Consider the following 23,228-nt stretch of genomic DNA (forward strand, 5'->3'; position numbering starts at 1 on the left):
AGTTATCGAGAGGCTGACACCTTGAGTGACATGGCAAAAAATTTAATTCTGTGGCTAGTTATCGCTGTAGTGCTTATGTCTGTATTCCAGAGCTTCGGCCCTGGTGAAAGTAATGGCAGAGCAGTTGATTACACCACGTTTGTACAGGAAGTTGGCCAAGGCCAGATTCAAGACGCACAGTTCAATAACAGTGAAATCTCTTTCACCCGTCGTGGTGGTGGTGCTAAGTATGTAACTTACATGCCTGTTTATGATCAGAAGCTACTTGATGACTTAATTAACCAAAACGTGAAAGTTCAGGGCACACCACCTGAAGAGCAGAGCCTGCTTGGCACTATCTTTATCTCTTGGTTCCCAATGATCTTACTGATTGGTGTGTGGATTTTCTTCATGCGTCAAATGCAAGGCGGCGGCGGCGGTAAAGGCGCAATGTCGTTTGGTAAGAGCAAAGCTCGAATGATGAGCGAAGAACAAATTAAAACGATGTTTGCTGATGTCGCAGGTTGTGACGAAGCAAAAGAAGACGTTAAAGAACTTGTTGACTACCTTCGTGACCCAAGTCGTTTCCAAAAACTAGGTGGTAAGATCCCTACAGGTATTCTGTTGGTTGGCCCTCCTGGTACTGGTAAGACATTGCTTGCCAAAGCGATTGCGGGTGAAGCGAAAGTACCGTTCTTTACTATCTCTGGTTCTGACTTCGTAGAAATGTTCGTTGGTGTTGGTGCATCTCGTGTGCGTGACATGTTCGAACAAGCTAAGAAGGCCGCACCATGTATCATCTTTATCGATGAAATCGATGCAGTAGGTCGTCAACGTGGCGCTGGTGTTGGTGGTGGTCACGATGAACGTGAGCAAACACTGAACCAAATGCTGGTTGAGATGGATGGTTTCGAAGGTAACGAAGGTATTATTGTTATCGCTGCGACTAACCGTCCAGACGTACTTGACCCAGCACTACTTCGTCCAGGTCGTTTTGACCGTCAAGTTGTGGTTGGTCTACCTGATGTACGTGGTCGTGAACAGATTCTTAAAGTACACATGCGTAAAGTTCCACTGTCAGGCGATGTTGAACCATCTCTGATTGCTCGTGGTACTCCAGGTTTCTCTGGTGCAGATCTTGCGAACCTTGTTAACGAAGCGGCTCTATTTGCTGCTCGCGGAAACAAACGCAATGTCTCTATGGTTGAGTTTGAACTTGCGAAAGATAAGATCATGATGGGTGCAGAGCGCCGTTCAATGGTTATGTCTGAAGAAGTGAAAGAGTCAACGGCTTACCACGAAGCTGGTCACGCGATTGTTGGTCGTTTGGTACCTGAACACGATCCAGTGTACAAAGTATCAATCATACCACGTGGTCGTGCACTTGGTGTGACGATGTATCTACCAGAACAAGATCGCGTAAGCATGTCTCGCCAACATCTAGAGTCTATGATTTCTAGCTTGTACGGCGGTCGTCTTGCTGAAGAACTTATCTACGGTAAAGAGAAGGTTTCGACTGGTGCGTCTAACGATATCGAACGTGCAACAGATATTGCTCGTAAGATGGTTACGCAGTGGGGCTTCTCTGAGAAACTGGGTCCTCTTCTTTATGCTGAAGAAGAAGGCGAAGTTTTCTTAGGTCGCGGCATGAGTCAAGCGAAGCATGTTTCTGACGATACAACTCGACTTATCGATGAAGAAATTCGTATTCTTATCGACCGCAACTACGCTCGCGCTAAGCAAATCCTAGAAGACAATATGGATTTGATGCACTCGATGAAAGATGCGCTTATGAAGTACGAAACGATCGATGCGGGTCAAATTGATGACCTCATGGAACGTAAGACTGACATTCGTGAGCCTGCTGGTTGGGGTGACCAGGCAAAAGCTGAACCTACAAAGGAAGAAGCCAAGCCTGAAGCTGAGGAAACACCTGAAGCTAAAGCCGAACCAAAAGCTGAAGAGTCAAAAGTTGAAGAAGCTAAATCTGAATCAGATGATGCTCAAAACAAAGATTCTTAATCGCTAAGCTATTAATTAAAACCCTGAGTATGCTCAGGGTTTTTCTGTTTCTAGCGCAAAGTGTTTTAACCTTTTAAGACCTGCCTTCCATGATATTACAAGCAAACAGCAAAACACTCCTTTTAGACCGTCCGCATGTGATGGGTATCCTCAATGTAACTCCCGACTCATTTTCTGATGGTGGTCAATTCAACTCATTAGAGAAAGCATTGCAGCAAGCTGAACGCATGATCAAAGCCGGTGTCAGTATTATTGATATCGGTGGTGAATCTACCCGTCCGGGAGCGCCTGAAGTTACATTGGAAGATGAACTATCAAGGGTTATCCCCGCAATTAAAGCGATTCGAGCTAATTTTGATGTGTGGATTTCTATTGATACCAGCAAAGCGGAAGTGATGCGTCAAGCCGTTGAAGCGGGTGCTGACTTGATCAATGATGTGCGAGCTCTGCAAGAGTCAGGCGCTTTAGAAGCTGCCGCTCAAGCTCAGGTTCCCGTTTGTTTGATGCACATGAAAGGCCAGCCAAGAACCATGCAAGCTAACCCTAGCTATGACGATGTTTTCACGGATGTCGAAGACTTTTTAAAAGAAAGAGTTGAGGCTTGTGAGGCTGTCGGCATACCTAAAGAGCGACTTGTTCTCGATCCGGGCTTTGGCTTTGGTAAAACCATAGAGCATAATTACCACCTATTAGCGCACCTTGAAAAATTTCATACGCTTGGCTTGCCAATCTTAGCGGGTATCTCGAGAAAATCGATGATCTTTAAGCTGCTAGATAAAGCACCAGCAGATTGCATGGTAGGAAGTGTTACTTGCGCTACCATTGCTGCGATGAAAGGTGCTCAAATTATTCGCGTTCACGATGTAGAAGATACATTGGAAGCGATGAAGATAATTGAAGTGATGAACAACAATCACTAAATAATAATTAAGGAAAATCAATATGTCTGATAAAAGACGTTACTTCGGAACAGATGGCGTACGTGGCAAAGTGGGTCAATACCCAATTACACCTGATTTTGTTTTGAAGCTTGGCTGGGCTGCTGGTCGTGTTCTAGCAAAGCAGGGCACAAAGAAAGTGATTATCGGTAAAGATACTCGTATTTCTGGTTACATGCTTGAGTCTGCTTTAGAAGCTGGCTTAGCTGCTGCGGGTCTTCAGGCTACGTTTACTGGGCCAATGCCGACACCAGCTGTTGCTTACCTAACACAAACTTTCCGTGCTGAGGCGGGGATTGTTATCTCTGCATCGCATAACCCATATTACGATAACGGTATTAAGTTCTTCTCTTCTGAAGGAACTAAATTGTCGGATGAAATCGAGTTGGCAATCGAAGCCGAACTAGACAAAGATATCGAGTGCGTGGAATCCTCAGTACTAGGTAAAGCAGTTCGCTTAAATGATGCAGCAGGCCGTTATATTGAATTTTGTAAAAGTACATTCCCGCACAAAATGACATTAGCCGGAATGAAAATTGTGGTTGATTGCGCGCACGGTGCAACTTATCACATCGCGCCAGCTGTGTTTAAAGAGTTGGGTGCTGAAGTCATTGCAATGGGTGTTGAGCCAAATGGTACCAACATTAACCATGAAGTGGGTGCGACGGATGTGCGTGCTCTGCAAGCTAAAGTGGTTGAAGAGAAAGCAGCTTTAGGCCTTGGCTTTGATGGCGACGGTGACCGTATCATTATGGTTGATGAGCTAGGCAATAAGGTTGATGGCGACCAAATCGCTTACATCATTGCTCGTGATGCGCTACGTCGTGGTGAGCTAAAAGGCGGTGTTGTTGGTACATTGATGACGAACCTTGGTATGGAAAATGGACTTAAGCAATTAGGTATTCCATTTGTACGTGCTGCTGTAGGTGACCGTTATGTAATGGAGCAGCTTCTTGCTAAAGGCTGGAAGATCGGTGCAGAAAACTCTGGCCATGTGATTCTATTGGATAAAGTAACGACGGGTGATGCCATCGTTGCTGCACTGCAAGTGTTGGCTTCAGTTGTTGATAGTGAAATGACACTGAATGAACTCTCTCAAGGTATGACGTTATACCCTCAGGTTCTAGAAAATGTTCGTTTCAGCGGTGACTCAAACCCATTAGAAGCTGAGGCTGTTAAAGCGGCTGTTGTTGAAGTGGAAGCTGAGCTTGGTGAAAAAGGCCGCGTATTACTGCGCAAGTCAGGCACAGAGCCTCTATTGCGAGTGATGGTTGAAGGTGAAGATGCTGATCTTGTTCAGAAATCTGCACTTAAGATTGCTGATGCTGTAAAAGCGAATTGCTAATTAAATAGTTTATCGCTGTAGCATGCATCATCATGCCCGTGATTAAGTCTGTTTAACTTATGCCTTGATGAAAAGCGACACAAACGAGTTTTGTGTCGCTTTTGCCCTTTTTTTAACCACTCGCTTGTTAAAGGCTTATTTTTTAGCAAATTCCTCTTGTCAGTCATCGTCGCATTCGCTAGTATTGCTCGGCCTTCAGTTAGGAGGTCGCTAGCCTTGTTCTTAAAAATAGTTTTTTGAACGGCGCTGGCTCAACAATTAGGAACATAGGTGGAAAAATGTTTACAGTTCTACTTGTGATTTACCTGTTGGCAGCGCTTGGTGTAATTGGCCTAGTGTTGATTCAACAAGGTAAAGGCGCAGATATGGGAGCCTCATTCGGTGCTGGCGCTTCAAACACTGTGTTTGGTGCTGGTGGCTCAGGAAATTTCCTTACCCGAATGACTGCAATTTTTGCAACTACATTTTTTATCCTTAGCTTAGTGCTTGGTAATATGTCTACACATAAAACTGAGTCACAATGGATTAACCCGACTGAAGGTCAGGTAATTCAGCAAGCTGAAGATGCAGTGAGTGAAGTTCCGGCGCAAGGCGACGAGATTCCACAATAATCTGCAAAGATTTGATGCCGAGATGGTGAAATTGGTAGACACGCTAGCATGAGGTGCTAGTGCCTTAGGGTGTGAGGGTTCGAGTCCCTCTCTCGGCACCATGTTTACAAACTTGTAAAACATCTTGTTGGGCGTATAATGCTCACAAGTCGGACGCGGGATGGAGCAGTTTGGTAGCTCGTCGGGCTCATAACCCGAAGGTCGTCGGTTCAAATCCGGCTCCCGCAACCAATTTCAATGCTATTATATAGCGTGTATTGGTAGCAAGTTTGCACAGTGTGAACCTCACTGTGAGTTAAGTGTAATATCAAATATGATGGCACTTAACATATAAGGGTCCAGCAACAAAAACCCCGGCTTATACGGGGTTTTTTGTTATCTAAGCATTTGTAAATGCAATTTAGATAATGTTTGCTTGGAATTTAAATTGGGCTTTGAGCCCTTTTTTTGTTTCTGGAGTGGTTAAATGACTGGTTTAGAAAGACAACTTACTGAAATGCTTGACGCTCCAGTAGCAGCATCAGGTTATGAGTTAGTTGGATTAGAATTTATTCGTGCTGGTGAGCACTCAACGCTACGTATTTACATCGATTCACCAAATGGTATCAATGTAGACGATTGCTCTGAAGTTAGTCACCAAGTAAGTGCCGTAATGGACGTTGAAGATCCAATTTCAGTGGCTTATAACCTTGAAGTTTCTTCACCAGGTTTAGAGAGACCACTGTTCAAAGCAGAGCATTACCAACAATTTATTGGTCACGAGGTAAGCATCGTTTTGAAAATGGCTGTCGGCAACCGTCGTAAATGGAAAGGTGATATCCAATCTATTGAAGGCGAGACAGTAAAAGTATTGGTTGAAGGACAAGAAGAAGAATTCGTCCTGAGTAATATTGCGAAAGCTAACCTGATCCCTAAATTTTAGTTCTCCTAGAGAGATGAGCTTAAGAGGCTAGATTAATGAACAAAGAAATTTTGGCGGTAGTAGAAGCTGTTTCTAATGAGAAAGCAGTTCCTCGTGAGCGTATTTTTGAAGCGCTTGAAATCGCGCTTGCAACGGCAACAAAAAAGAAAAGCGAACTAGAAATCGAAGTTCGTGTTGAAATTGACCGTAAAACGGGTAATTTCGAAACTTTCCGCCGTTGGGAAGCTGTTGAGGAAGTTGAATTCCCAACAAAAGAAATCTCTATTGAAGCTGCGAAGTACGATGACCCAGAGATCGAACTTGGCGGTTTCATTGAAGATGACATCGAATCAGTAACGTTTGACCGTATTACGACTCAAACGGCTAAGCAAGTTATCGTACAGAAAGTACGTGAAGCTGAGCGTGCTCAAATCGTTGAGCAGTTCATCGATAACGAAGGTGAGCTAGTTACTGGTGTTGTTAAGAAAGTAAACCGTGACACTATTATCCTAGACCTAGGTAGCAACGCTGAAGCGGTAATCCTTCGTGATGACCAGCTTCCTCGTGAAAACTTCCGCCCAGGTGACCGTGTTCGTGGTCTTCTATACGCAGTTAAGCCAGAAGCTCGCGGCTTCCAGTTGTTCATTACTCGCTCGAAGCCTGAAATGCTAGCTGAACTATTCCGCGTTGAAGTGCCTGAGATTGGTGAAGAGCTAATTGAACTTAAAGGTGCTGCACGTGACGCTGGTTCTCGTGCTAAAATCGCTGTTAAAACAAACGACAAACGTATTGACCCTGTTGGTGCGTGTGTTGGTATGCGTGGTGCACGTGTACAAGCTGTTTCTAACGACCTTGGCGGTGAGCGTATCGATATCGTGCTTTGGGACGATAACCCGGCACAATTCGTAATCAACGCAATGGCTCCTGCTGATGTGGCTTCTATCATCGTTGATGAAGATACACATTCAATGGACATCGCGGTTGAAGCTGACAACCTAGCGCAAGCTATCGGTCGTAGCGGTCAAAACGTACGTCTAGCTTCTCAACTAACGGGTTGGGAACTGAACGTAATGACTGTTGAAGATCTTCAGAAGAAGCACCAAGAAGAAGCAGTTGCTTCAATTGAAAACTTCATGAAGCACCTAGACATCGAAGAAGACTTTGCTCAAATGCTTGTTGAAGAAGGTTTCTCTACGCTTGAAGAAGTAGCCTACGTTCCTGTAAACGAGCTTCTTGAAGTGGACGGTCTAGACGAAGGTATCGTCGAAGAACTACGTAACCGCGCAAAAGACGCACTGACTACTCTAGCGCTAGCGAAAGAAGAAACTTTCGATGGTGTTGAGCCTGCTGAAGACCTACTTGCACTTGAAGGTCTTGAGCGTGAAATGGCTTACAAGCTAGCTGCAAAAGGCGTTGCTACATTGGAAGACCTAGCTGACCAAGGCGTTGATGAACTAGAAGGCATCGAAGACCTAACTGCAGAGCGTGCGGGCGAGCTGATTATGGCTGCGCGTAACATCTGTTGGTTCGGCGACGAAGAATAATTCAGCAAGGAGAGAGAGCGGTATGACACAATTAACAGTTAAAGCACTGAGTGAAGAGATTGGTACGCCAGTTGACCGCTTAATTGAACAACTTGCTGATGCAGGCATGAAGAAAGCAGGGTCGGATCAAGTGACTGATTCAGAGAAGCAAACATTGCTAACGCACCTTAAAAAGGAGCACGGCGATACTTCAGGTGAAACAGAACCGACTCGTTTAACTCTTCAACGCAAGACCCGCAGCACGCTAAGTGTTGCCGCTGGAGGCGGTAAGAGTAAGGATGTTCAAGTAGAGGTACGTAAAAAACGTACTTACGTGAAGCGCAGCGCTATTGAAGATGAAGCGAAACGTGAGGCTGAGGATGTAGCTAATCGTGAAGCGGAAGAGAAAGCACAACGCGATGCTGAAGAGCAAGCGAAACGTGATGCTGCAGAGAAAGCACAGCGCGAAGCCGAAGCAAAAGTAACACGTGAAGCGGATGCAAAACGTGAAGCTGAAGAGAAGGCTCAACGCGCACAAGCTGATAAGGCTAAAAAAGACATGAATTCAAAAAATGCAGACGCTAACGCACAAGCGAAAAAAGAAGCGGATGAACTAAAAGCTCGTCAAGAGCAAGAAGCAACTCGTAAAGCAGAAGCTGAAGCAGCTAAGCTTGTTGAAGAGGCTCGTAAGTTAGCAGAAGAAAACCAAGAACGTTGGTCTGAAGAAGAGAAGAAGAAGAAAGAGCAAGAGAAATCTGCGGATTACCATGTGACTACTTCTACTTATGCTCGTGAAGCAGAAGATGCGGCTGATAAAAAAGATGAGAAAGCTCCTCGTCGTCGCAAGAAGAAACCTGCTCCAGCAGCTCAACCTGGCAACAACCGTGGTGGTCGTAACCAACGTGGTCGTGGCGGTAAAGGTAAGCTAGCTAAACCAACTTCAATGCAACAAGGCTTCGATAAGTCAGCAACTGTTGCTAAATCTGATGTTGCTATCGGCGAAACTATCGTTGTTTCTGAACTGGCTAGCAAAATGTCAGTTAAAGCAACTGAAGTTATCAAAGTGATGATGAAGATGGGCGCTATGGCGACTATCAACCAAGTGATCGACCAAGAAACAGCACAACTTGTTGCTGAAGAAATGGGCCACAAGGTTATCCTTCGCAAAGAAAACGAATTAGAAGAAGCAGTGCTAGCTGACCGTGATAGCGATGCTATCGCAGAAGGTCGTGCTCCTGTTGTTACTATCATGGGTCACGTTGACCACGGTAAAACTTCTACACTTGATTACATTCGTAAAGCACACGTTGCTTCTGGCGAAGCTGGCGGTATCACGCAGCACATTGGTGCTTACCACGTAGATACTGACAACGGCATGATCACGTTCCTTGATACTCCTGGACACGCGGCGTTTACAGCTATGCGTGCTCGTGGTGCTCAAGCGACAGATATCGTTGTACTTGTTGTTGCAGCAGACGATGGCGTAATGCCACAAACAATCGAAGCAATCCAGCACGCGAAAGCGGCAGGTGTTCCTCTGATTGTTGCTGTGAACAAGATCGACAAAGAGGGTGCAAACCCAGACAACGTTAAGAATGAGCTAGCTCAATACGACGTTATCCCTGAAGAATGGGGCGGTGAGAACATCTTCGTTCACATCTCTGCAAAACAGGGTACAAACATCGATGGTCTTCTAGAAGCTATCCTTCTTCAGTCTGAAGTTCTTGAGCTTACAGCGGTTAAAGAAGGCATGGCATCTGGTGTTGTTGTTGAATCTCGTCTTGATAAAGGTCGCGGTCCAGTTGCAACAGTACTAGTACAGTCTGGTACTCTAAACAAAGGCGACATCGTTCTTTGTGGTCAAGAGTACGGCCGTGTTCGTGCAATGCGTGATGAAAACGGTAAAGACATCGAAACTGCAGGCCCATCTATCCCTGTAGAAATTCTAGGTCTTTCTGGCGTTCCTGCTTCAGGTGATGAAGCAACGGTTGTACGTGATGAGCGTAAAGCGCGTGAAGTTGCAAACTACCGTCAAGGTAAATTCCGTGATGTTAAACTAGCTCGCCAACAAAAAGCGAAACTAGAGAACATGTTCGCGAACATGACTGCTGGTGAAGTTGCTGAACTTAACGTTGTACTTAAAGCTGACGTTCAAGGTTCTGTAGAAGCGATTGCTGACTCTCTACTGAAACTGTCAACTGACGAAGTTAAAGTGAACATCGTAGGTTCTGGTGTTGGTGGTATTACGGAAACTGATGCAACGCTTGCAGCAGCTTCTAACGCTATCATCCTTGGTTTCAACGTACGTGCTGACGCAACTGCGCGCGGTACTGTTCAGAATGAAAACCTAGACCTACGTTACTACTCAATCATCTACCAACTGATCGACGAAGTGAAACAGGCGATGGGCGGTATGCTTGCTCCTGAATTCCGTCAAGAGATCATTGGTCTTGCTCAAGTTCGTGACGTATTTAAGTCGCCTAAACTTGGTGCAATCGCTGGTTGTATCGTTACTGAAGGTACTATTAAGCGTAGCAACCCAATCCGCGTACTTCGCGAAAACGTTGTTATCTACGAAGGTGAACTAGAGTCACTTCGTCGCTTTAAAGATGACGTTCAAGAAGTTAAAAATGGTTACGAGTGTGGTATCGGCGTTAAGAACTACAACGACGTTCGCGTTGGTGACCAGATCGAAGTATTCGAAATTGTTGAAGTTAAACGTACTCTAGACTAATCAGTCTGTACGACTCGACATATTGACTAAGGTTACTAACATTACTAGTAAAGGTAATAAGTAATCGGTTGTTGAATACACCATGGGGGGCTGGTAATTACCAAGCCCCCCATCTTTCTAAGTGAGAAAAGAAAATGTCAAAAGAATTTAGCCGCACACAACGTGTGTCTCAGCAGCTTCAAAAAGAGCTAGCACTTATCCTACAACGTGAAGTTCGTGACTCACGCATTGGTATGGTAACGATTTCAGATGTAGAAGTGTCTCGTGACCTTGCTTACGCAAAAGTGTTCGTGACTTTCCTATGTATCGGTGAGCAAACACCTGAATCATGTCTTGCTGCTCTTAAAGAGCATGAAGTGCCAGTTCGTATGGCTCTTGGTAAGCGTATTCGTCACCGTCTAACGCCTGAAGTTCGCTTTACTTACGACAACACTTTGGTTGAAGGCATGCGTATGTCTAACCTAGTTAGCGAAGTATTGAACGACGACAAGCGTAAGCAAGAAGAAGCAGGCCGTACTGAGGATACTCAGTCTAAGGACGAAGAGTAATGGCTCGCCGTCGTAAAGGTCGCCCTATAAACGGGGTAATTCTGTTAGATAAGCCGACAGGTATTTCATCTAATGATGCACTGCAAAAAGTAAAACGCATTTACTTTGCAGAGAAAGCAGGGCACACCGGTGCTCTGGATCCTCTTGCGACTGGCATGCTGCCAATTTGTCTTGGTGAAGCAACGAAGTTTTCTCAGTTTCTATTAGATTCTGATAAGCGCTACGTTGTTATCGCTAAGCTTGGTGAGCGTACCAATACCTCTGACTCTGATGGTGAAGTGGTTGAGACGCGTGATATCAACGTGACTCAAGAGCAACTTGAACGCTGCATTGCAAGCTTCAAAGGTGAAACCGACCAGATTCCATCAATGTTCTCTGCATTGAAGTATCAAGGTAAGCCTTTGTATGAATACGCACGTGCAGGTATCGAGGTTCCTCGTGAGTCTCGCAAGATCACTGTGTATTCTATTGAGCTACTTCGCTTTGAAGGTGATGAAGTTGAGATGGAAGTGCATTGTTCTAAAGGGACTTACATCCGTACGATCACCGACGATCTTGGTGAAATGCTAGGTTGTGGTGCTCACGTGACAATGCTTCGTCGTACTGGTGTTGCAAAGTACCCGTATGAACGCATGGTTACCTTGGAACAGCTGAACGAAATTCTAGAGCAAGCACAAGCGCAAGAAATTGCACCCAAAGAGTTGCTTGATCCATTGCTAATGCCAATGGACACGGCTGTAGAAGATTTACCTGAAGTTAACTTGAATGCGGAACTGACTGATCTTGTTCAGCACGGTATGCCAGTTCAAGTCGCAGGCGCTCCTGCTGAAGGTACCGTTCGCATGACAAGCGGTGAAGAGAAGCTGTTTGTTGGCGTTGCTCAAATTGCTGAAGATGGCCGAGTTGCACCGAAACGTTTGGTTGTTTTCAGAGATGAAGAGCCACAAGCGTAACGTTTAAATTCAGTCTGATATTAGCGCTGAGTCGTGAAAGGCGAGTAAATAATCAAGACGAGTAGATAATACAGAAAGCGAGCCTTTAATTTTAATGGTTCGCTTTTTTCGTTTTTCATCAGTTCGATTGTTATTGCACCAACCCGTAAACTTCCCTATAATCCTCGGCTCGCGTAGCGGCTGAATCAGAGATTGGCTGCTACAAATATAAACTTACTCTTATCAGGAGAGATTTATGTCTCTGAATGCAGAAACTAAAGCAGCAATCGTTGCAGAATACGCACAATCTGAAGGCGACACAGGTTCACCAGAAGTACAAGTAGCACTACTTACTGCTTCTATCAACCACCTACAAGGTCACTTCAAAGCGCACAAACACGATCACCACAGCCGTCGTGGTCTATTACGTATGGTTTCTAGCCGTCGTAAGCTTCTTGATTACTTGAAAGGCAAAAACCTTACTCGTTACCAAGACCTAATCAAGCGTCTAGGCCTACGTCGCTAATAGCGATGTCTGCAAAGACAGTTTGAAGAAAAGGAGCATTTATGCTCCTTTTTTTGTGCCTGTAAGAAAATGTTTGGCCGGATGCACAGAATATCATCTGGCTTTTTCTGATAGGAAATATCTCTCCTAATAAAAATAGTTTATACTACGCCCGCCTATGCGTTTTCAACGTTGGGCAATCAACCTCTCAAGACGTTACAGTCACAGATGTCGGCCAATAGGTCGCGACTATTCAAAGGCGGATTTGGTCTTAATTCGGCGTATGAACTCATACAAAGAAGCATCATTCCCAAGTCTCTTTTCACTAGTCGCGATTGGTAATATCTTGAGTCATTCTTCACTTAATCTAAAGTCATGACTTTAGAGCTAAGGATATACAATGTTTGAAAAACCAGTTGTAAAATCGTTCCAGTACGGTAACCACACCGTTACTCTAGAAACGGGCGTAATGGCACGTCAAGCTACTGCTGCTGTAATGGCGACTATGGACGATACATCAGTATTCGTTTCTGTTGTTGCTAAGAAAGAAGCTGTTGCAGGCCAAGATTTCTTCCCTCTAACAGTTAACTACCAAGAGCGTACATACGCTGCGGGTAAAATCCCTGGTGGTTTCTTCAAGCGTGAAGGTCGTCCTTCTGAAGGCGAAACGCTAACAGCTCGTCTGATTGACCGTCCAATTCGTCCACTTTTCCCAAGTGCATTTAAAAACGAAGTTCAAGTTATCGCTACGGTTGTTTCTATCAACCCTGACGTAAACCCAGACATGATCACTATGATCGCAACGTCTGCTGCGCTTGCTATCTCTGGTGCTCCATTCAATGGTCCTATCGGTGCTGCACGTGTTGGTCACATCGATGGCGAACTTGTTCTTAACCCATCAAATACTGAGCTTGAAAACTCTAAACTAGACCTAGTTGTGTCTGGTACAGAAGGCGCAGTACTTATGGTTGAATCTGAAGCAGATAACCTATCTGAAGAAGAAATGCTTTCAGCTGTTGTTTACGGTCACGACCAACAACAAGTTGTAATCAAAGCGATCAACGAATTTGCAGCTGAAGTTGCAACTCCATCTTGGAACTGGGAAGCACCAGTAGTTAACACTGAGCTTAAAGCTCGTGTTGCTGAACTGGCTGAAACTCGTCTATCTGACGCGTACCAGATCACAGAGAAAATGGCTCGTTACGAGCAAGTTGGCGCAATCAAAACTGAAGCGGTTGCTGCTCTTCTAGCTCAAGACGAAAACCTAGATGAGCGCGAAATCCGCGGCATGCTTGGTTCTCTAGAGAAAAACGTAGTACGTAGCCGCATCATTGCTGGCAACCCACGTATCGATGGCCGTGAAAAAGACATGGTTCGTGCGCTAGACGTGCGTACTGGTGTTCTTCCACGTACACACGGTTCTTCTCTATTCACTCGTGGTGAAACTCAAGCTCTTGTTACTGCAACTCTTGGTACACAACGTGATGCACAAATCATCGACAGCCTAATGGGTGAGAAGAAAGACAACTTCCTTCTACACTACAACTTCCCTCCATACTGTGTAGGTGAGACTGGTTTCGTTGGTTCTCCTAAGCGTCGTGAAATTGGTCACGGTAAGCTTGCTAAACGTGGTATCCAAGCAGTAATGCCTTCTGTTGACGAATTCCCATACACAGTTCGTGTTGTATCGGAAATCACAGAATCTAACGGTTCTTCTTCAATGGCTTCTGTATGTGGTACATCTCTAGCTCTTATGGATGCTGGTGTTCCAATCAAAGCTTCTGTTGCGGGTATCGCAATGGGTCTTGTTAAAGAAGGCGACGATTTCGTTGTTCTTTCTGACATCCTTGGCGACGAAGATCACCTAGGTGACATGGACTTTAAAGTAGCAGGTACTAACGCTGGTATCACTGCACTTCAAATGGACATCAAGATCGAAGGTATCACTAAAGAGATCATGCAAATTGCACTTAACCAAGCGCAAGGTGCACGTAAGCACATCCTTTCTGTAATGGATGAAGCTATCTCTGGTGCTCGTGAAGATATCTCTGAATTCGCTCCACGTATCCACACAATGAAAATCAGCTCTGATAAGATCAAAGATGTTATCGGTAAAGGCGGCGCAGTTATCCGTGCTCTTTGTGAAGAAACGGGTACTACAATCGAAATCGAAGACGATGGCACAATCAAGATTGCTGCTACTGAAGGCGCAGCTGCTAAAGAAGCTATCCGTCGTATCGAAGAGATCACTGCTGAAGTTGAAGTTGGCCGCATTTACCAAGGTAAAGTTGCTCGTCTAGCTGATTTCGGTGCATTCGTTACTATCCTTCCAGGTAAAGATGGTCTAGTACACATCTCTCAAATCGCTGACAAGCGTGTTGAGAAAGTGTCTGACTACCTAACTGAAGGTCAAGAAGTACCAGTTAAGGTTCTTGAAATTGACCGTCAAGGCCGTGTACGTCTAAGCATGAAAGAAGCAGTTGAAACGCCAGCTGAAGGCGAAGCACCTGCTGCTGAGTAATTCTTAGCCTACTAATGGGACTATCGCTTTTTAGTGATTTCTAACCCATTGGTAAAAAAGCATGTTATAAAGGGGAGCATATCGCTCCCCTTTTTTATTGCGGTCATAACAGGAGTAATTATTTGTGAAATGGTTTCAAACCGCGAGTATGTGTTTACTGCTTGTACTAACTGGTTGTGCGACAACATCAGATAACACCTCACGTTGGGTTTATCCACCAATGGCTGTGCCGCTTCAACCAAGTGTTCAGCAAGAAGTGCAAATAGCACGCCTTAGTCAGTTATTACAGCGCCCAGACTTGAACGATGAAGTTCGAGCTAAAATGTTGTTCGAGCGTGGTAACTACTACGACAGCGTTGGCCTGCGTGATTTAGCACGTCTTGATTTCAATCAGTCTCTTTCATTGAACCCCGCTCAACCTGATATCTTCAACCTTTTGGGTGTTTACTTTACGCAAGTAGGGGAGTTTGATGCCGCTTATGAATCTTTTGATTCGACGTTAGAGCTTGATCCTGCAAACTCATATGCAGAACGAAATCGCTCTATCGCACTCTACTATGGCGAGCGCTATGACTTAGCCAATGAAGAGATGATGAAGCACTACGCTGATGATCCTAGCGATCCGTTCCGCACTCTGTGGCTTTACATCATTCAGCATGAACTCACGCCAGAACAAGCGAAGCTTGATTTGCAAAAGCGTTACGAGAGTCGTGATGAACAGTGGGGCTGGGTATTAGTTGCGATCATGCTTGAAGATATTACCGAAGAGCAAGCGTTTAAAGCTATCCTAACGGGGACTCGTGACAATACGCTGCTAGCTCAACGCCTGACTGAAACGTACTTCTACCTTGCTAAGCGTCACCACATGAATGGTGATTACGCGAATGCTATCTCTTTGTACAAGTTAGCGGTTTCTTTTAACGTGTATGAATACGTAGAACACCGTTACTCTTTCTTAGAGTTAAGCCGTATTTTTAGTACGCTTAAGGCCGAACATTTAGCGCAAGCTAAGTTGGCCGCTGCCGAAGAAGAAGCTAACGCTAAGTAAGCGATACATTTTGATTCCGAAAAGCCGCTGCCTGTCAGCGGTTTTTTTATGCTCCTTTTTTATAAACGTGGGGCTCGTTTTTGATTGCTTTTTATTTAAACAACATTAAAATAGTTAGCCTTGCTAACTAAATGTAAATTCTGTGGTTGGAAATCTATGCTGGATCAGAATCTAGAAAAAATTGAACGCTTTGCTTCTAAGATATGGCGAACTCAAGTGAATGAAGATCCTATCTGCCAATTGAGCTTCAATGAGTACGATTATTTGAAGGTCATTCAAGCTTCACCAGAGCCTATTCGGCTAACAGACCTTGCTATTGAGATGCAGGTGACAAAACCTTCAGCCACGACTATGGTTCAAAGGCTAGAAAGAAAAGGACTAGTAGAACGCCAAGCCTCGCTTGAGGATGCACGCTCTAAGTTGTTAATTTTAACCAAGAAAGCTGAAATTGGTTTGGAAGAAGAAAGTAAGATTTATCAGGTGATGGCACAAACGCTTGAGAGCCGTTTATCTGAGCAAGAATCCCAACTGTTGAATCAACTGTTAGATAAAGCGTTGAAGTAATTAGTTTAAATATTTAGTTAGCCTTGTTAACTAACTTTTAGAGTCGTATCTCATTTTAGTGCGGCTCAATAGATGAAGAAAGTAGAGTAAGAAATGAGTAACTCAATTAGTCGTCAATTCTGGCGATACACAATTCCTACCGTAGCGGCTATGTTGGTTAATGGCCTTTACCAAGTGGTAGATGGCATCTTTATCGGCCGTTATGTAGGTGCTGATGGACTTGCGGGTATTAACGTCGCGTGGCCTGTTATTGGTTCGATTCTCGGCATTGGTATGTTAGTGGGCGTGGGTACGGGTGCCCTTGTCTCGATTCGCCAAGGCGAAAAAGACACCAAAGGCGCTAAGCAGATCTTAGCCACGGGTCTAACCTTGCTGTTGGCGATAACGCCAATTGTCTCCGGGTTGTTGTTTCTGTTTGCTGATAACTTTTTGCTTTGGCAAGGCGCAGAAGGTCGAGTGTATGAGCTTGGCCTGCAGTACTTACATATCCTAATTGGTGCAAGTGTCTTTACATTAGGCTCTATTGCGATGCCATTTTTACTGCGTAACGATGACAGCCCGAACTTAGCCACGATACTGATGATTGTTGGTGCGGTGATCAATATTGTATTGGATTACCTGTTTATCGCTCAGTTTAGCTGGGAGTTGAAGGGGGCGGCATTGGCAACTGCAATTGCTCAGTTTGTGGTAACTGGTCTGGGTTTGGCTTACTTCTTCTCACGTCGCGCAAACTTGCGTTTACGTTGGAATGAACTGAGGTTGAAGTTATCGGTTATTCCTGAAATCTTCGCTATTGGTACATCCAGCTTCTTTATGTACGCTTATGGCTCGATGATGGTGGCGCTGCACAATGCGTTGTTCTCTCAATATGGCGACCAGTTGATGATTGGTGCTTACGCTATTTTGGGCTACATCGTGACGGTTTATTACCTCACAGCGGAAGGTATCGCAAATGGTATGCAGCCTTTAGTGAGTTACAACCATGGTGCTCGCAATCAAGCGAATATTCGTAAGTTACTGAAGATTGCGATGGTGAGCTCTGTCTTGATTGGTGTGGCGTTTGTGTTGCTGTTGAACGCGTTCCCACGTGAGTTTGTTTCCGTCTTTAACTCGGATGAACCTCAGCTAGTTGAGTACACCGTGTTAGGTATTCGACTACACATGTTTGCATTGGCTCTTGATGGCTTCTTAGTGGTAGCGGGTGCTTACTATCAAGCGGTGAACAAGGGCAGTAAGGCGATGTTTGTGACGATAGGTAACATGCTTATCCAATTACCTTTCTTGTACATTATGCCTAAGTTGTACGGTGTGCCGGGGATCTGGATTGCTTATCCATTGTCCAATATCGCGTTAAGCGTCGTTGTTATGATCATGCTCTACAAAGATGTAAAGAAGCTCGACGCTGCGCCGCTGGAAACCGCGACGGCGTAGATCGTTTTTCTTAAACTGAATGATAAAAGGTCTAGCGAATGCTAGACCTTTTTTGTATCTGTTTCTGATTGATTCAACAAGAGGTGTTAGATGTTCTTAACTTCTAAACCTGCAAGTTGATGCCAGTAACCGTTGCATTGACGGCTTTCAATGGTCATCGGTTTTTGGCCATGCTCATTGGCTTTGAAGTTGTTGATCTCAGAGAAGGTATCGATGCCTAACGGGCTTAAACGAACAACGTCGACCAAGTCATGCATGCTCGGCAAGTCATTGACTAGGTTGTAGCAGTAACCCGATTGGGTTTGGATACCGTTAAGGTTAAAGACCGACTGACCTTCTTGGCTATCGACTTGTAGACCTGTTGGGTATTTGATGCAGCAGGTTTCGCAATCGTCTTTGGCTTTGTTTTCAGCGCGAGCGGTAAAGCAGCGTGCTGAGTAAGCAAGCGGTAAGTAGCCGTGGCTAAACACTTCGACTTCGAATTTATTACGAATATTAAGCTCTTCGCATTGTGTCATGACGTTGCTTAACCATTCGCGAGAAAGCTCAACAGGCATACACCAGCGCGTCATACCTTGCTTCAAGAACAGGTTCAGAGTGCGTGCATTGTAGGTGTTAACCGCAGGGCCAACCACGAAAGGTACTTTGCTTTCGCTGGCTAGTTGAATGGCAGATACATCGTTGGCTTCAATCGCAAAGTCACCATTGTCGATGTACTTCTTCATGATGTTGACTTCGCTTGGCGCTTCCAACAAGGCCATCGTCGATAGCACCACTTGTTTACCTGAAGCAGACAGCTCTTTGGCAATGTCCATCCAATGCTTGGCTTTCATCTCACGGCGCTTTGAACACACTGCTTCACCAAGGTAGATGATGTCGGCAGAGCTAGACTTTGCTTGCTCATAGAAGCTTTCAACGTCCTGTTTTGGCCAAAAGTAGAGTAGAGGGCCTAATGCGTATTTCATTGAGTTCTCCATTTGGCGCTATTGCCATTTACGGTGGTAAGCACCAAGGGTAGTTTGTGTGCCTTCAGATACGTTCGCCAGTGTCGTATTCCAAGCTTGTTCTACTTGGTATTGTTCTGGATTCGCTAAGTAGCGATCAATGGCCGCACGCCACGTACGAGTCACTTGTTCAACATAAGCCGGGCTGCGTTGGCGGCCTTCAATCTTCACAGAAGCAACATTTGCAGCAAAAAGCTCTGGCAGCATTGATAGCGTGTTAAGGCTAGTTGGCTCTTCAAGTGCATGGTAGCGCTTACGTTCACCATCGATGTCCGCTTCAAAACGACCCTTACACAGTGTTGGGTAGCCCGCGTTTTCGCCTGCTACGTACTTGTCGATAAGAATCTCATTCAAACGCGACTCTAGTCCTGTTTCTGTTTCTTGCCAGCGTACATATTTCGCCGGAGAACAAGCGCCCACCGTGTTAGGGGACTCACCGGTCATGTATGAAGAGAGGTAGCAACGGCCTTCAGCCATGATGCACAAACTACCGAAAGCGAATACTTCAAGGTCAACGTCAGAGGTGATGTTACGAGAAAGCTGTTTGACCTGATGAATCGACAATACGCGAGGTAATACCACACGCTTTACATTGAAGTTCTTGTGATAGAAGTCGATTGCAGCTGCATTGGTCGCAGAAGCTTGTACGGACAGATGCAGTTCTAGATCCGGATATTTGTTTGCTGCGTACTCAAGAACCGCAATATCCGCGATGATCAGTGCATCAACACCTAGCGCTGCCGCGTTGTCTACGGCACTGGTCCAACGTTCGAAACCATTTGGGTGAGCAAAAGTATTTAAGGCAACGTGAATTTTCTTGTTGCGGTCATGCACGTATTGCACGGCACGATCGAGCTTTTTACCCGCAAAGTTAAGGCCTGCAAAGTGTCGGGCATTGGTATCGTCTTTGAATCCGATATAGACAGCATCCGCACCGCAATCAATGGCGGTTTTCAAAGCAGGTAAGTTACCCGCTGGGCATAAGAGTTCCATTTGCTCACTACCAGTAGAATGAAATTGAAGCGGGCATTTTATGAAGAATTATGAATGACGGAATTGATGTAAGGCAGGTTTAGATGGATAAATCTGCTTTTACTCCGTTTGAGGTACTGACGAGTGGTGCTTTTGTGCTTTGGGTCGTTTTCGGTTAGCGAATCTTTATGGTTTGGCTTGTTTGCATAACGAAGCCAAGTTGTATCGCTTCGCTAGTTCTTGTGGCGGCGGTTTTGTGCGAATAGCTCTTCAACATCTTGTTTCGGCTGTGGTCGATAGAAGTGGAAACCTTGAATGGAACTACAGTTGAGGTTTGATAGAAGAGTCGCTTGCTCACTGGTTTCGACACCTTCTGCAACCACGGTTAAATCGAGAGACTTACCAAGGTTGATGATGTTTTCAATCACAGTGATTTGCTTTGGTAGCGTATCGATATCAGAGATAAACGCACGGTCAATTTTGAGCTCGTCAATCGGGAAGCGAGCTAGGTAAGACAGCGATGAATAGCCTGTACCAAAGTCATCGATGGATAAGGCGAATCCTAATTTCTTGATAGCGTTGAGCATCTGCAGCGTGTGCTCACTGTCACTCATCACAGCACTTTCTGTCAGCTCAAAAGTAATTGCGCTTGGATCAAGCTCTGTTGAACGGAGTAATTTCTCAACGTAATCAATCAGTTTCGGGTTACCAAACTGTTCTGGAGACAAGTTGATAGCCACTCGACCTGGCAGGATACCTTGCATCTTCCAACGCTTAACTGTCGCAAATACTTCACGCATCACCACACGACCAAGTTGTTCGATAAGACCTGCACGTTCCGCAACTGGGATGAATGCGGCAGGGCTGATGTAACCTTCAACAGGGTGCTTCCAACGAACCAGAGCTTCTGCGCCGTTGATGGTGAAATCACGGGCATTCACCTTTGGCTGATACCAAACCTCGAGTCCATTTTGTTGCAATGCCTTCTGAAGCTCTATCTCAAGCCACAGTCGCATACGTGCTTCTTTGTTCATCTGCTCGTTGAACTTAATCAGACGGTTACGCCCACGATCTTTAGCTTCATACATCGCAGTATCAGCGTTTTGCAGCAGGATACGTGCATCAGTACCATCTTGAGGAAAGCTCACGCTGCCAATAGAGCAGGCTAGGCGTTTACTAAAATGGTGAAGGTCGAAGGGTTGATTGATCAGAGCAATGATCTTTTCAGATAAGGCTTCAGGCGTTCGTTGATGTTCCGGTTCTGGCAGGATGATACCAAATTCATCTCCGCCAAGGTGGCCGACTACCGCTTGACGAGGGAGTAGGCGTTTTAGGCGCGAAGCGACTTCTTTGATGACCTTATCACCGATGTGATGGCCAAGTGAGTCATTGATATTCTTGAAGTTATCAATGTCTAAGTAGAGCATCACAACCGGTGTATTGTTGTGAATAAATTGCTCAAGGCGCTTGGTAAATCCTACTCGATTGTAGAGTTTGGTGAGCGCATCAATATAGGCATCTTCACTGTTTGCCGGAGTAAACTGCTTTGCTGTTTCCTGTGCATCTTGGATGAGTACTAATTGTGTACTGTTTCCTAGCACGGCGGTCGAATCGATATGAAGTTGAACCTTACGTTCAAAGCCACATCGAGCCCCAGTTAAACAAACCAAACCCGACTCAGAAATAATAGAACTCAGGCTATTGTTGAAGACAGTTTTGGTTTGTTCATCGATAAACAGACGGCCCAGTTCTTCACCTAGCAACTCTGAAGGTGAGTTGAAACCAAGTAACCTTGCTGCTGCAGGGTTAGATGACAAGATGTAGTCGTTCTCAACCAAAAGCAGCCCGTCTGGCAGCAGTTGAGAAAGCTTGTGGAACTTCGCTTCAGATTCTTCTAGAGAGCGAACGAGGACTTGATTTTCTGAGGTGTCAAAGGCGTGAAATACGATGTAATCGGTTTTGTTGCCGCTAGTGAGGGGAGCAAGGCTAAAATGAAGGCTAGTGTCGAGGTCAGTCTCGTTGAGAGTGACTTCCGCTTCAATCGTTTCACCATTGAATGCACGCTCATAATAAGGCTTTAGATGTTGGTAGAATTGCTCGCCTAAGGTTTGACGATCATTCATGCCTGCAAGCTCAGTTTGAGTTAAACCAGCAATATCACAGTAACGCTCATTCACTATAAGGTAATTATGTTGAGCATCAAGAACTGCAAAAAAGAACGGGCTGTTCGCAGTTAACTGAGTAAACCAATGTTGTAGTTGCTGGGGAGGCATCAAAGTACTACCAATTCTCCAAGAGCTTGAATATTCACTATAGATAAATACTTATTACTTGTGTGTAATTGTCGGTATCTACCTGTGAGCGCAGCGATTCGCTGTAATTCTCATTACCTGAGTTACTATAACTGTGATTTTCAGGATATTAAAGGTCGAGTATCAAAGAGGAGTAAATTTGATACATAACAGTAACTGAGTTTTTAACATCATTTATGATGCATTCCATATTATTGACAAAGTTACGGATAAGTCACGTGATAAACAAGATTCGCACTCAACTAGTTCAAAATGCCGCATCAATTTTGCGATCTCCAGTCCAGTTATTGCCTAAAACAGTACAAAAAAGAGCCTTATTGGAGGCGCTGAAAAGTGTATTCAAAGAAGCTCTAGAAGACGGTGACTTTGAGTTCCTTGAAGATAAGTGGCTTAAAGTTTCGATCAAAGATATGGGATTAAGTTGGTGTATTAGCTACCAAAATGAGCAACTAGTTGTAGCTGATAAAGAGGTTTCTGAAGATGTAAGCTTTAGCGGTAACCTTAATGATCTTGTGCTTATTGCAGGGCGTAAAGAAGACCCAGATACGCTTTTTTTCCAACGTAGACTGTCGATTGAGGGTGATACTGAGCTCGGTTTAGAAGTCAAAAACTTGATGGATAGCGTAGATTTGGACTTATTGCCGACTCCGATGAAAACTTTGTTAAATCAATTAGCTGATTTTGTGCAGAAGGGAGTACAATCCCCAGATACACAAAGTGAGGTAATGAATGCTTATTCGAACTGAAGCACCGGCAGATATACTTGTCATCGATCGTTTATTGAAATCTGTTTTTGAAACGGATGCAGAAGCTAATTTGGTTATGAGCTTACGTGAGAATAGTCATTTAACCTTGTCGCTGGTGGCTTGTTCAGATGACGGCGAGGTGGTTGGTCACCTGATGTTCAGCCCTGTGACGCTTGATGGCGAAGACCACAACTGGCAAGGCTTAGCTCCTTTAGCGGTAAAGGCAGAGTGCAGAAACCAAGGCATCGCAAAATCTTTAGTTGAAGAAGCTTTCTCTATTTTGGTGGATTTTGGTTACCCAGCCTGTGTTGTGCTCGGTGATCCTGCTTACTACGGTCGTTTTGGTTTTAAAGCCGCAAGTGAGTTTGGCTTTAGCTGCATTTGGGATGTACCTGAAGGTGCCTTCCAAGCTATCGAGTTAGTCGACGGCGTACTTGCTGGCCATTCGGGTAAGATTGCCTACAGCCCAGAGTTTAACGACTTATAGGCCTTATTCACTAAGCAATATGATGCAAACTGATTTAGTCTAAATAAAGGAGCTTGATGCTCCTTTATTTTTTGTTAGTATCAGCCCCAATGAGCTCCTTTTCAG

General features: G+C 44.8%; 19 protein-coding genes and 2 tRNA genes. 18 read left to right on the forward strand and 3 right to left on the reverse strand.

Annotated elements, in window-relative coordinates; all coding sequences use genetic code 11:
• Positions 1 to 30: 30 nt before the first annotated feature.
• From ftsH to BCT49_RS20305, 16 genes are all read left to right on the forward strand, one after another.
• Positions 31 to 2,001, forward strand: coding sequence for an ATP-dependent zinc metalloprotease FtsH (gene ftsH / locus BCT49_RS20230; protein ID WP_102437753.1), 1,971 nt, complete (start codon positions 31 to 33; stop codon positions 1,999 to 2,001).
• 89 nt (positions 2,002 to 2,090) lie between these two features.
• Entirely contained in the window at positions 2,091 to 2,921 is an 831-nt protein-coding gene (gene folP, locus BCT49_RS20235; RefSeq protein WP_102437755.1) for a dihydropteroate synthase, read from the forward strand.
• A 22-nt stretch (positions 2,922 to 2,943) separates the two neighbouring features.
• Positions 2,944 to 4,284, forward strand: a complete 1,341-nt coding sequence (gene glmM, locus BCT49_RS20240; RefSeq protein WP_017108756.1) for a phosphoglucosamine mutase — start codon at positions 2,944 to 2,946, stop codon at positions 4,282 to 4,284.
• Positions 4,285 to 4,562: 278 nt separating this feature from the next.
• Positions 4,563 to 4,895: a preprotein translocase subunit SecG gene (gene secG / locus BCT49_RS20245; RefSeq protein WP_029223252.1), complete on the forward strand. Its 333-nt coding sequence runs from the start codon at positions 4,563 to 4,565 to the stop codon at positions 4,893 to 4,895.
• 16 nt (positions 4,896 to 4,911) lie between these two features.
• Positions 4,912 to 4,996, forward strand: a tRNA-Leu gene (locus BCT49_RS20250).
• 53 nt (positions 4,997 to 5,049) lie between these two features.
• Positions 5,050 to 5,126, forward strand: a tRNA-Met gene (locus BCT49_RS20255).
• 235 nt (positions 5,127 to 5,361) lie between these two features.
• The gene (gene rimP, locus BCT49_RS20260) at positions 5,362 to 5,817 is read left to right on the forward strand and encodes a ribosome maturation factor RimP (RefSeq protein ID WP_004734501.1); all 456 of its coding nucleotides are present in this window, start codon (positions 5,362 to 5,364) and stop codon (positions 5,815 to 5,817) included.
• A 35-nt stretch (positions 5,818 to 5,852) separates the two neighbouring features.
• Positions 5,853 to 7,340 carry a transcription termination factor NusA gene (gene nusA / locus BCT49_RS20265; protein ID WP_065103003.1) on the forward strand — a complete coding sequence of 496 codons (1,488 nt, stop codon included), beginning with the start codon at positions 5,853 to 5,855 and terminating at the stop codon, positions 7,338 to 7,340.
• 22 nt (positions 7,341 to 7,362) lie between these two features.
• Complete coding sequence (gene infB, locus BCT49_RS20270; protein WP_102437757.1) at positions 7,363 to 10,053, forward strand: translation initiation factor IF-2; 2,691 nt, start codon at positions 7,363 to 7,365, stop codon at positions 10,051 to 10,053.
• A 134-nt stretch (positions 10,054 to 10,187) separates the two neighbouring features.
• Positions 10,188 to 10,601, forward strand: a complete 414-nt coding sequence (gene rbfA / locus BCT49_RS20275) for a 30S ribosome-binding factor RbfA (RefSeq protein WP_017106942.1) — start codon at positions 10,188 to 10,190, stop codon at positions 10,599 to 10,601.
• Positions 10,601 to 11,554 (forward strand): tRNA pseudouridine(55) synthase TruB, encoded by a 954-nt coding sequence (gene truB / locus BCT49_RS20280; protein ID WP_017108759.1) that lies wholly within the window; start codon positions 10,601 to 10,603, stop codon positions 11,552 to 11,554. Before rbfA ends, truB begins: the two co-directional genes overlap by 1 nt.
• Before the next feature lie 235 nt (positions 11,555 to 11,789).
• On the forward strand, positions 11,790 to 12,059 hold the full coding sequence (gene rpsO / locus BCT49_RS20285) for a 30S ribosomal protein S15 (RefSeq protein ID WP_004734493.1): 270 nt from the start codon (positions 11,790 to 11,792) through the stop codon (positions 12,057 to 12,059).
• A 379-nt stretch (positions 12,060 to 12,438) separates the two neighbouring features.
• Positions 12,439 to 14,559 carry a polyribonucleotide nucleotidyltransferase gene (pnp, locus tag BCT49_RS20290; protein WP_102437759.1) on the forward strand — a complete coding sequence of 707 codons (2,121 nt, stop codon included), beginning with the start codon at positions 12,439 to 12,441 and terminating at the stop codon, positions 14,557 to 14,559.
• A gap of 124 nt (positions 14,560 to 14,683) precedes the next feature.
• Positions 14,684 to 15,607, forward strand: coding sequence for a lipoprotein NlpI (gene nlpI, locus BCT49_RS20295; RefSeq protein ID WP_102437761.1), 924 nt, complete (start codon positions 14,684 to 14,686; stop codon positions 15,605 to 15,607).
• A 156-nt stretch (positions 15,608 to 15,763) separates the two neighbouring features.
• The gene (locus tag BCT49_RS20300; protein WP_102437766.1) at positions 15,764 to 16,171 is read left to right on the forward strand and encodes a MarR family winged helix-turn-helix transcriptional regulator; all 408 of its coding nucleotides are present in this window, start codon (positions 15,764 to 15,766) and stop codon (positions 16,169 to 16,171) included.
• Positions 16,172 to 16,264: 93 nt separating this feature from the next.
• Positions 16,265 to 17,602: an MATE family efflux transporter gene (locus BCT49_RS20305; RefSeq protein WP_102437768.1), complete on the forward strand. Its 1,338-nt coding sequence runs from the start codon at positions 16,265 to 16,267 to the stop codon at positions 17,600 to 17,602.
• Positions 17,603 to 17,688: 86 nt separating this feature from the next.
• Here BCT49_RS20305 and BCT49_RS20310 read toward each other — a convergent pair whose 3' ends face one another.
• From BCT49_RS20310 to BCT49_RS20320, 3 genes are all read right to left on the reverse strand, one after another.
• Positions 17,689 to 18,567 carry a U32 family peptidase gene (locus BCT49_RS20310; RefSeq protein WP_198595884.1) on the reverse strand — a complete coding sequence of 293 codons (879 nt, stop codon included), beginning with the start codon at positions 18,565 to 18,567 and terminating at the stop codon, positions 17,689 to 17,691.
• A gap of 18 nt (positions 18,568 to 18,585) precedes the next feature.
• Positions 18,586 to 19,599: a ubiquinone anaerobic biosynthesis protein UbiU gene (gene ubiU, locus BCT49_RS20315; protein ID WP_102437772.1), complete on the reverse strand. Its 1,014-nt coding sequence runs from the start codon at positions 19,597 to 19,599 to the stop codon at positions 18,586 to 18,588.
• Between the two features lie 212 nt (positions 19,600 to 19,811).
• Positions 19,812 to 21,851: a bifunctional diguanylate cyclase/phosphodiesterase gene (locus BCT49_RS20320; RefSeq protein WP_102437774.1), complete on the reverse strand. Its 2,040-nt coding sequence runs from the start codon at positions 21,849 to 21,851 to the stop codon at positions 19,812 to 19,814.
• Between the two features lie 257 nt (positions 21,852 to 22,108).
• Here BCT49_RS20320 and ubiT point away from each other — a divergent pair, with 257 nt between their 5' ends.
• Positions 22,109 to 22,636 (forward strand): ubiquinone anaerobic biosynthesis accessory factor UbiT, encoded by a 528-nt coding sequence (gene ubiT / locus BCT49_RS20325; protein ID WP_065103009.1) that lies wholly within the window; start codon positions 22,109 to 22,111, stop codon positions 22,634 to 22,636.
• Positions 22,620 to 23,123 (forward strand): GNAT family N-acetyltransferase, encoded by a 504-nt coding sequence (locus tag BCT49_RS20330; RefSeq protein ID WP_102437776.1) that lies wholly within the window; start codon positions 22,620 to 22,622, stop codon positions 23,121 to 23,123. The genes ubiT and BCT49_RS20330 overlap by 17 nt, the downstream gene beginning before the upstream one ends.
• The last annotated feature ends 105 nt before the right edge of the window (positions 23,124 to 23,228 follow it).

The sequence above is a fragment of the Vibrio lentus genome, assembly GCF_002875945.1.
Lineage (GTDB): Bacteria > Pseudomonadota > Gammaproteobacteria > Enterobacterales > Vibrionaceae > Vibrio > Vibrio apostichopi.